Raw genomic sequence first — 9,334 nt, 5'->3', positions numbered from 1 at the left:
AACGATTGAAGGCCGGATGGAACGAGGACTTTCTCGTCAGCCTCATCTCGTGAAAATTAACTCACCCGATTCCCCTGTTCCGGCGGAACAACAAGTTCGCCTATCAGGGCTGCATGAATTGCGAGGTTTGGCGATCGGCTGGTGGTGCTGCCGCATGTCGCATCGATCGTCAGAGAAGGCGGGACGGCCGCCGCTAGCGTCGGGGTCGATCTGTTCCAGCAATGGTCGATCGGGGATCAGACAAAGCGTTTTCCCTTCAATAAAACCTGTCGACATGCGGCAATGCGACGGCGGCCGTTAATAGCGGTCGCCGAACCAACCCTTGCTCTTGGGGGGCGAGGGTTCCCGATAGGCCCACGGCACGGGCTTGTAGGACGGCCTCGGGTCTTGGACGCGCCAAGCCTTCTGCCAGTAGTAGAAATTGAGGGGTACCCGTGCGAGCACGCGGCCATCGGCCGACAGGAGGTCGGAAGCGCAGACGACGACCGGGCCGTTGTAAGATTGCACACGGCCGGTATAGCCGTTGAGCGCACCGGGCCGGCAAGCGAAGATGCGGACGCTTGCAGCGATCGTGTCCGGGGCTTCTGCAGGGACGGAGATCGTCTTGATGCCTTCCTTTGTGACGAGCGTTCGCACAGGCGCGGAACTCCAACGCGAGCGCCGCAATGCGGTGTTCGCCTCGGAAACGGTTGGGTAGCCGGTTCGCTGGGTCATGACTGGCGGGAACCGACCCCAGTCGGGAGTATATTCCTGTCGGCTGCGGTTGGCCCAACCCGGCTTCCAATAGGAGTCTGTGATTGGAACGGGGCTGGGCTGGGCGGGTTGTGAAGCATCCGGCGGGCGTCCGGCGCAGCCGGCGAGCAAGGCCGCGGATGCGACGACGGGAAGGATATGGCGAAAAGAACGCATGTCGTGCTCCGGGGTCATGGACGTGGAGGTGAGGATTTCCGGTAGAGCCAAGGCAAAGGTTCTTGCCAAATACCGCGATAGGATTTGCGAGCCTCGCGCTCGAGTTGGGCGTAGGTCGGAATGCGACGATCGGCATCGTCAGGAAGGGTGATGGCTATGCCGGCTTTCAGCATCTCGCCCGCGACGTCGGCCATTTCGCCACTGACCCTTACGTCTGGCCGACCTGGCGCGGTTCCTGGCCGACATTTCCACGGAGCATAAGTCGATTGATGGTCCCCATGACTAACTCCTCTCCAGATAAGCGCTGGCCGTCGCATTCGTGATGCGGCGACGGCCTCTGCAGGATGTCGGGTATGATGCAGCTCGTCAGGATCCCATTATTGATTTGCAGGCGGATGCGACGGATCACCGGCCGCGTTAGAAGCGTTGCGCATGTTCCGAAGGATGATGGCATTGGGATCGGGAACGTCGGCGAACTGCCACAGGCCAAGGCGCTGTTTTTTCGCGACCTCCTGCGCGACGATATAGGGAGCATGAACCGGAGCGCCGTTCGGAGTGACGGCCGCAAAGGCCCAGCCAGTCGAAACCATTGCCGTGCCGAGATCGATGCGAGAACCGGCCGCTGATCCTTCAGTAGGCTGTGCGACACAAACGACGAAGCGTGTCTTGGTCGCGGCCTGCCAGGCTGCTGTGTAGCACTGAGGTTTGAGATCTCGGATAAGAGAAACGAGCATGGCAAGGCTGGCCTCTCCGCAATCGACACGCCCCCCTGCCCCATTTGTGAAATATGTGCCTCGTAGACACGCTTGAACGCCGTAGAGACGATGGGTCTCGCCGGCATAGGTCCAGGTGTCGCCGGTGCTGAAAGACGCAGTGGCGGGGACTGGAAACCAGGGATTGGGTTTATCCTCGGCCCGTGCCGGAACACCGGCGAGGATGGCTGCGAGAAAGCCAGCGGCGACAAGGCCACGGTTCATCATCGATACCTGCTCAGATTGAACCAGAAGCGCTGCGTGCCGTCCGAGGACGTGAGATCCACATAGTTGGGATCGGTGCGCTGCTCGCGTGGCTTTATGCCTGTCGCTGAGATGGGGGCAGACCCCGAGCCTCTTGGGTTCGTGCCCCATGAGCCACTGGTCGCATTGCGGGGGGCGCAGAAAGCGCCGTTGCTCTCTGGCCTATAGAGAGTACGTGAATGGGAGCTGTTGTCGCCTCCACTCCACTCTGTTTCGGGCGTGACGGCGATCGTGCCGTCAGGGCAGGGTTTGAATCTCTCATAGCCGATACGACCGGAACTGCCGGCTTCGGGGCACTGAGGCCAGGGCTCTCCGTGCGCGACTAAACGGAACGCGCGTTCGACCGGGGGCACACATTCCCCGACGCTCGCCCAACCCTGCGGGTTGAGGATGCACAGCAAGACCTTGCAGCCAAAATCATCGGCAGAGGCCGGCACCGATGACAGAGCCGCCAAGATCGGCAAAATCGCCACAACGGGGGGAACTTTGCTCATTTTCATTGTGCGCACCTCAATTTCGCGATTGCAGTTCATTGCGTCATTGTATTAATTCGATATCGCTGACTCGGCAACGGCACAGGATTATTTTGATGATCCCATTATTCCAGAAAGCCATTCTGGCAGCGGGTGCAACCTTGGTGGTGAGCCAAAGTGCGTTTGCCCAAGAAGCTTCGCAGAAATTCCAGGCTCGCGTTACGGCACCCGCCAGGCACATCGTCAATGCTGCCGTCGACGCGAATGGTCGGGTGATTCCGGTCTATCAGGTTGAGAGCCAAGACGTGCAGCGGATCGGCGCCCCAGGGGTCGCGGGTAGCGCGGCCACGACAGTGACGACGACAAAGGCCGAGAGCCCCTGCCCCGGCATCTCAGCCCTCTCTAGGGAAGAAGGCCAGCGAATCGTCGAAACGGTCGCGCGCCAGCAAGGCTTTGCGCCGCTTCTCGTTCTCGCGGTTGCCCGTGCCGAAAGCCGCTTTAATTCCGGTGCGTTATCGCCCAAGGGGGCCTATGGGCTGATGCAGCTTTTGCCGTCCACGGCAACAAGCTACGCCGTCAATATCTGCGATCCCGCGGACAACGTGAAAGGCGGGATCGCCTTTCTCCGGGATCTGCATCGCAAATATCCGAACCCGATGTACATGCTCGCGGCGTACAACGCAGGCGAGGTGGCGGTTCTCAAATACAAGGGCGTACCGCCCTTCTCCGAGACGGTCGGCTACGTCGCGAAAGTCATCAATGATTTCTATCAATGGCCATCGGTCGGATCTGAGGCGGTGATGCCTGCTGGGGCAGTGAGCCTTGACCTGGCCAGTGTTCAACAGACGGCAGTCGGTGCAGTGGATCAGCAAAATGATCCGATATCCGGCCCTAACACCCGCAATGGCAGCACCGCGAAACGTCGCGAAGCGACAGCGCCGGTCTGGCAGGGAGGGATGGTGCAAAACCTTGACTGAGGAGAACCCTTGATGAGCTTGTTGAAGACGATTGGTGCTCGCAGCACTGGTGCGGCGATGCCGCTCATGCTGCTGGCGACGCAGGCGATGGCCGCTGGCGGAAATCTCCAGCCGGTGCAAAACACGTTGCAAACGTTGGTGCAGACCTTGACCGGGCCGATTGCGACGGCCTTGGCGGTTCTGTTCTGCATTTTCATGGGCTTCATGGCATGGGCGGCACGCCTGTCATGGTTTGTGGCCGGAAGCTGGATTTTGGGCGTCGTGTTGGTCTTCGGATCGGCCCAGATCGTCGAATTCTTTCAATCCGCAGTGGGTGGGTGATCGGTATGGCAGACGGTCGGATCGATCCTGGCGAGCCCAGATTGTTGATTACTCCGCTCGTCAAGGGTTTGACCCGAGCGCCGACGGTGCTCGGCATACCCTACGAGCTAGCGGGGTTCATCGGCGTGCTGACAGCCGTCGTGTTCCTCGCAACCCATAATCTGTTCATGCTCGGTATCTGCGTGCCGCTCTATGCGGTCGCCAGGATCGCGATCATGCGCGATCCGATGTTCATCGAGATCATGTTCATCCGTTCACGAAAGACGCCACCCCGGAGCGCTAGCTTCTGGGGCGCGCGCAGTTATCGGGTGTGACCATGGCAATCGCGCGCGCGCTTCGTGATGAACTGAGCTTCGGGGCCGTGTCTCGTCGGGAAAACCCCGTTTCCGCCCACATACCTTATTCCCGGCATGTGTCGGACGAGGTGATCAAGACGCAGGACGGCATGCTGATGTCCTTCGTCCACATGAGCGGCCTGTGCTTCGAGACGATCGATATCGCGGAGATCAATTCGCGCCTGCTCGGCCGCAACGATCTTATTCGGGGTCTGGCGAATTCCAGATACGCGATCTACTCCCACATTGTGCGCCGCGAGGTGAAGCCCGCAATCGAGTCGAGCTTTGATAATAAGTTCTGCCAAGATCTGGATCAGCGCTATACGGCGGCCCTGCGTACCCAGCGCATGTTTGTGAACGACATTTACCTGACGATCGTGCGGCGCGAGCTGCAGGGCACAGTCGGGACGGCGGATCTGGTGATCCGCAAGCTTTTCGGACGCAGGGCAGCGGATGGTCGCTCCTCGACGGAGGAGCGGGCATTGATCGAACTCACCGACGTGATGAAAGCCGTCCGTGAGAGCCTGCAGGCTTATGGCGCTCGGGTCCTTTCGGTCGTCAAGCGCGATGACGTTTGGCATTCCGAGCCGTTGGAATTCCTGGTGCAGCTTGTGAATGGCGGATTTGCGCGGCCGATGGCATTGCCGCGCATGAAGCTCGCTGAGGCATTGGCGACGAAGCGGCTGTTCTTTGGTCCGAACGCATTGGAGATCCGGGGAGCCCACCCCAGCGAAACTCGGTACGGCGCCATCATTTCGGTGAGCGAGTACCCCTCCATCACGGGGCCGGGGATGCTCAACCCGATGCTGAAGGCGCCGCACGAATTCATCGTGACGCAATCCTTCGCTATCATCGACAAGCCACAGGCGCTGACCCAGATGGAGCGGGTCGGACGCAAGATCGACATGTCGGATGAAGCCGGCTCGATCGTGGCTGATCAGCTCAGTGAAGCCCGCGATGAGCTTCTGTCCTCGGAAGCCCTCTACGGCATGCATCATCTGATGGTGCTTTGCCTTGGGAAAACCATGGACGACGTCGCCCGCTGCGTGACCGATGTCGGCACGGCGCTGACGGAGGTGTCCGCCCTATGGGTTCGCGAGGACCTGAATTGTGAACCCGCGTTCTGGGCCACCCTGCCTGGCAATTTCGCCTATGTGGCGCGCAAGTCCATGATTTCCTCGAAGAACATGGCGGGCTTCTCGGCCTTCCATAATTATCCGAGCGGGCGGACTGGCGGCGTTCATTGGGGAAGCCCGATAAGCGTCCTCGAGACGACGTCGCAAACGGCTTATTTCTTCAACTTCCATGTTCGAGACCTCGGCAACTTCACCCTGAACGGCCCCTCGGGCTCGGGCAAGACGGTGTTGCTCGGCTTTCTGGCGGCACAGGCGCAGCGCCTTGCGCCCCGCCCCAAGCTGGTGATGATCGACAAGGATCGGGGCCTGGATATCTTCGTGCGGTCTCTGGGAGGGCGCTATGAGGTCCTGAAGGCCGGGGAGCCTTCCGGCTTCAATCCGTTGCGCCTGCCCGACACCGCGCACAACCGGGAATTTCTCTTCCAGCTTTTCAGCTTCATGCTCCGTCGTGTCGACGGGCACGGGCACTCGACGCGCGAGGAGCAAGTCATCCGGAACGCGATCGCCCAGGTGGCGAGCGCGCCGCCGGAGGGCCGGACGATGGAGGAGTTCGCGGAGCTGTTGCGCGGTGCCATGCGCGCCGGCGATGACGATCTCTATTCGCGCCTTCAGCCATGGATGAGGCCGGACCAGCGAGGTTGGTTGTTCAACAACGCGGAAGACACGTTTTCGATGTCGTCAATTTTCGGGTTCGACATGACGAGCGTTCTGAGCGACACAACGACCAGCACGGCGGCCTTGCTCTATATTTTCCATCGCATCGAGGAACTGCTCGACGGGCAACCGGTGATGATCTTCCTCGATGAGGGCTGGAAGCTCCTCGACAATGATATTTTCAGCTACTTTATCAAGGACAAGCTGAAAACCATTCGTAAGCTGAATGGCATCATCGGCTTCGGCACGCAATCTGCTGCCGATATTGTGAAGTCGTCGATCGCCAATACGCTGATCGAACAGACGCCGACCAACATCTTTTTCCCCAATCCGAAGGCCGACGAGGAATCGCACAGAGCGTTCGGGCTGTCGGAGCGCGAGATTAAATGGATCCGCGAAACCCCGCCGGAAGCTCGCAAATTCCTGATCAGGCATGATCACGACAGCGTCATCGCGCGCCTGAACCTGGGCGCGATGCCTGACGCTATCAAGATCCTTTCCGGTCGAATTGAGACGGTTCAGGAGCTGGACGCGCTGCGTGCGCGCGTCGGCGACGATCCGGAGGTTTGGTTGCCAATCTTTCTTGGGAGGGACCAGCAATGAAGACCATCATCGGCGCGACGGTCGCCCTCACAACGATTTTTGCGGGATCGGCGGCCGTGGCGGCCGTGCCGGTATCGGACAGCTCGATCTTGTCGAAGCGAAGCGAGGACAAGACCGACAAGGTTCAGATCCAGTTGATTCAGGACGGCACGAAATCCTCAACGCAGGGCGTCAATTGCGCTGTAACGACGCCGAAGAAGGCGGACAACGTCAAGAGCCCGACGGGTTCAGTCGATCCGTCGAGTGGGCGCGCGTCCCTCGAACAGGCCAATCCCGATATTAAGGCCTCCTCCGCGTTCGCCTCGATCGGATCGGGATCGGGCGCTGTCGCTGGCAATGCCGGCGACAGGAGCATGCTGGATATCACTGGCACTGTCGTTGGCGGCATGAACAGCAGCATGTCGACCGTCGCGCCCAACAAGCAGGTCTTCGAGACCATGGGCCAGGATATCGGAACCGACAAAACCGTTATGGAAGCTTTCGACCGCAACAGCGGTATCCGCGCGCAAGGTGGGTTGACCTTCAATGAGGTGATCCAGTCTACCGGGTTCTTCGCGCAAGCTTTCAATGTTCGAAACATCGGCACGGCCACGATGACGAGCCGTGGAACTTCCGGGTTGGTGGTGCCAACACCGCCGCCCCCTTCCCCTGGGACGGGCTCGGGCAGCTCCACAAACTGCCCGAACGGCACGGGTGGCGCCGGCACGGCCGGCACCTCGTGCTGCTCGTCAACGGACAGCGGATGCACCGCACCGCGCACGACCGACACGGTTGAGAACGTGTCGCCCATGCTTTCGCAAATTCAAAAGGAGGCGAACAGCGCCCCTGTCAACCTGACCACGGACGATTTGATGTCCGCGGTCAATCAGTATCAGGCTCGATAGGAGAGACAGGCCATGCGTAGACTTACGTTGTCAGCGGCAACCTTGTTTGGCTTTGCCAGCGTCGCCTTGGCCCAGGTGCCCACGATCGACGCGGCCAATCTGGAACAGGCTCGGCAGATTGCATCGGCGACGAGCCAGATTCTGAGCACCGACCGCAACATCATGAACTATACGCAAAAGACGCTGCAGGCCGTCACGGGCGACCGGTCGAGCCAGGCGGGCCAGCTCGCGCAGATGGCCTTGGGCAACGGTGGCTTTTCCATGGCTGGCGCGCCGTCCCTCGGCAGCGTGATCTCGGGCGGTTCGTTGTCGTTCGGCGGCCTCGGCAATGGATCGCAAGGAATCGTTTCGAACCTCATCAACGGCCTGCAGCTTGTCAAAACCATCTCGGGTCTGATCAACGGTCAGACGACGCAGATGGATAAAAACTACAGCTCCCTCGTCAATGTTGCGGCCACAGTCACAGGGTTGGTCGACTCCTCGCAAACCGGTGTGAAGACCCGCTCCAGCGCCTTTCAGTCGGGTGCTCAGAAGATCGGCACTGCGCAGGACATTAAAGGCTCGATCGATCAGAACAGCCAGATCATGGTCCAAACCGGCCTGACTGTGAATGAGCTGATCGGCTCGGTGAACACCGCTACGGCCGCTGCCAATCAGGAAAACATCGATCGGATGAACCTGATTACTCAGGCCACGCGGGCGCTCGATTACAAGTCGAGCCAATGACAGTGCGCTTTTTCCTTTTTACGGCCGCCGTCATTGGCGCCGTCGCGACCTCGGGATGCAGCCACAAGCCGCTCAAGGCTCCGTGCTCACGTGACGAGGGACCGATGCAGCCAATGGCGTTTGCGGCGCTCGAACCAAAAACAGAAGCGGCGAGCCCACCTGAGTGCGGTCCGATGCGGGCACTCAATAGCGATCCATCTCTGTTTCCAGGCGGGATGGCGAAAAAATGAACTTCAATATCACGACGCTTCTGCAACAGGTCGACCAGTTCGGCAACAACTACGTATCGCAAGCCTACCAGAATCTCGCGTCGGCCTTGACCGGTGGGGGAACGGTTGGTGTCGCCGGCCTGATGCTGACGCTGTACGTGATATTCTGGGCTGTCAGCATCTGGCAGGGAACCTCGACAGGATCGGGAAAAGAGATGGTCTGGCGCTTGTTCCGCGCCTTCGTCATCTACGCCCTGGCGACCAGCTGGGCGGACTTTCAAAAATATGCCTACACGTTCGCGAATGAGACACCTTCCGCGATCGGGAACAGCCTGCTGACGAGCGTGTCGGCCAATGTGACGGGGACATCGGCCGGGTTGAACTCCGTCAATTCCGTGCAAACGGCCCTCCAAAACATCTGGGATTCGCTCGCCAACTCCACCTCTGCCTTTATCAAGAACCTGGGGGTGTTGAACTTCGGCGGCTATGTGCTGGGTGCGCTCATCCTTATCGTCGGCGCGCTGCTCATCGGTTATGCGATCTTTCTCATCATTCTGTCGAAAATCTTCCTGTGGCTTTTGCTGGCGCTCGCGCCAGTGTTCATCATTCTCATGCTGTTCGGCTATACGACCAGGTTCTTCGCTGGCTGGATGACGGCGATCGTGCAGTACATGTGTGTACAGATTCTCGTCTATGCCTTCTGCGCATTCTTCATTTCGATCACGCAGACCTATTTCGACGCGGTCAACCGCTCGAACGGCGCTGCGACAACGACATTGACCGAAGCCGCGCCGCTCATCCTGATCTGCCTTGTTGGCGTGCTGCTGCTGTCGCAAATCACGAACGTTGCCGCCTCGCTCGCCGGCGGAATTGGCATCGGAACGCCCTCCTTTGGACGGTTCTATGGCGGCGCTTTCGGAGCAATGGGGGCCGGTTCGAACGCGGCCATGAGGCGCATGGGTATGAGCACCCGCCAGGAACGCTTGGCGGGTCGTGAGCGGGCGCGGGTTAGCTTTGCCCAGAGAAGATATGAGAGTTCAGCGGAGTATGCGCGGCTTTCCCGAAAGCTGACGGATTCCGCATAGCGTTTT

Annotated in this window: 11 protein-coding genes; 8 read left to right on the top strand and 3 right to left on the bottom strand. The window is 59.9% G+C overall.

What is annotated here, in order from left to right:
* On the top strand, window positions 1-301 hold a 301-nt coding region (locus ACWGTI_RS29295; RefSeq protein WP_454590265.1), incomplete at its 5' end, for a hypothetical protein.
* On the opposite strand, the gene ACWGTI_RS29290 is transcribed toward ACWGTI_RS29295, so the two are convergent.
* From ACWGTI_RS29290 to ACWGTI_RS29280, 3 genes are all read right to left on the bottom strand, one after another.
* Window positions 298-636 carry a hypothetical protein gene (locus tag ACWGTI_RS29290; RefSeq protein WP_454590264.1) on the bottom strand — a complete coding sequence of 113 codons (339 nt, stop codon included), beginning with the start codon at window positions 634-636 and terminating at the stop codon, window positions 298-300. The genes ACWGTI_RS29295 and ACWGTI_RS29290 overlap by 4 nt on opposite strands.
* Before the next feature lie 287 nt (window positions 637-923).
* Window positions 924-1,103: a thermonuclease family protein gene (locus tag ACWGTI_RS29285; RefSeq protein WP_454590263.1), complete on the bottom strand. Its 180-nt coding sequence runs from the start codon at window positions 1,101-1,103 to the stop codon at window positions 924-926.
* 183 nt (window positions 1,104-1,286) lie between these two features.
* Window positions 1,287-1,886 carry a thermonuclease family protein gene (locus tag ACWGTI_RS29280; protein WP_454590268.1) on the bottom strand — a complete coding sequence of 200 codons (600 nt, stop codon included), beginning with the start codon at window positions 1,884-1,886 and terminating at the stop codon, window positions 1,287-1,289.
* Between the two features lie 628 nt (window positions 1,887-2,514).
* Between ACWGTI_RS29280 and ACWGTI_RS29275 the strand changes: the two genes are divergently transcribed.
* The 7 genes from ACWGTI_RS29275 to ACWGTI_RS29245 all read left to right on the top strand — a co-directional run bounded on the left by ACWGTI_RS29275 (window position 2,515) and on the right by ACWGTI_RS29245 (window position 9,328).
* Complete coding sequence (locus tag ACWGTI_RS29275; RefSeq protein WP_454590262.1) at window positions 2,515-3,375, top strand: lytic transglycosylase domain-containing protein; 861 nt, start codon at window positions 2,515-2,517, stop codon at window positions 3,373-3,375.
* A 12-nt stretch (window positions 3,376-3,387) separates the two neighbouring features.
* The gene (locus ACWGTI_RS29270) at window positions 3,388-3,696 is read left to right on the top strand and encodes a TrbC/VirB2 family protein (RefSeq protein ID WP_454590261.1); all 309 of its coding nucleotides are present in this window, start codon (window positions 3,388-3,390) and stop codon (window positions 3,694-3,696) included.
* Window positions 3,697-3,701: 5 nt separating this feature from the next.
* Complete coding sequence (locus ACWGTI_RS29265; RefSeq protein WP_454590260.1) at window positions 3,702-4,010, top strand: type IV secretion system protein VirB3; 309 nt, start codon at window positions 3,702-3,704, stop codon at window positions 4,008-4,010.
* A gap of 2 nt (window positions 4,011-4,012) precedes the next feature.
* On the top strand, window positions 4,013-6,424 hold the full coding sequence (locus tag ACWGTI_RS29260; protein ID WP_454590259.1) for a VirB4 family type IV secretion/conjugal transfer ATPase: 2,412 nt from the start codon (window positions 4,013-4,015) through the stop codon (window positions 6,422-6,424).
* Window positions 6,421-7,308 carry a hypothetical protein gene (locus ACWGTI_RS29255; protein WP_454590258.1) on the top strand — a complete coding sequence of 296 codons (888 nt, stop codon included), beginning with the start codon at window positions 6,421-6,423 and terminating at the stop codon, window positions 7,306-7,308. Before ACWGTI_RS29260 ends, ACWGTI_RS29255 begins: the two co-directional genes overlap by 4 nt.
* A 12-nt stretch (window positions 7,309-7,320) precedes the next feature.
* The gene (locus ACWGTI_RS29250; RefSeq protein WP_454590257.1) at window positions 7,321-8,034 is read left to right on the top strand and encodes a type IV secretion system protein; all 714 of its coding nucleotides are present in this window, start codon (window positions 7,321-7,323) and stop codon (window positions 8,032-8,034) included.
* A gap of 226 nt (window positions 8,035-8,260) precedes the next feature.
* Window positions 8,261-9,328 (top strand): type IV secretion system protein, encoded by a 1,068-nt coding sequence (locus tag ACWGTI_RS29245; protein ID WP_454590256.1) that lies wholly within the window; start codon window positions 8,261-8,263, stop codon window positions 9,326-9,328.
* The last annotated feature ends 6 nt before the right edge of the window (window positions 9,329-9,334 follow it).

The sequence above is a fragment of the Mesorhizobium sp. ArgA1 genome, assembly GCF_053714375.1.
This window is presented reverse-complemented; position numbering and strand designations above follow the sequence as displayed.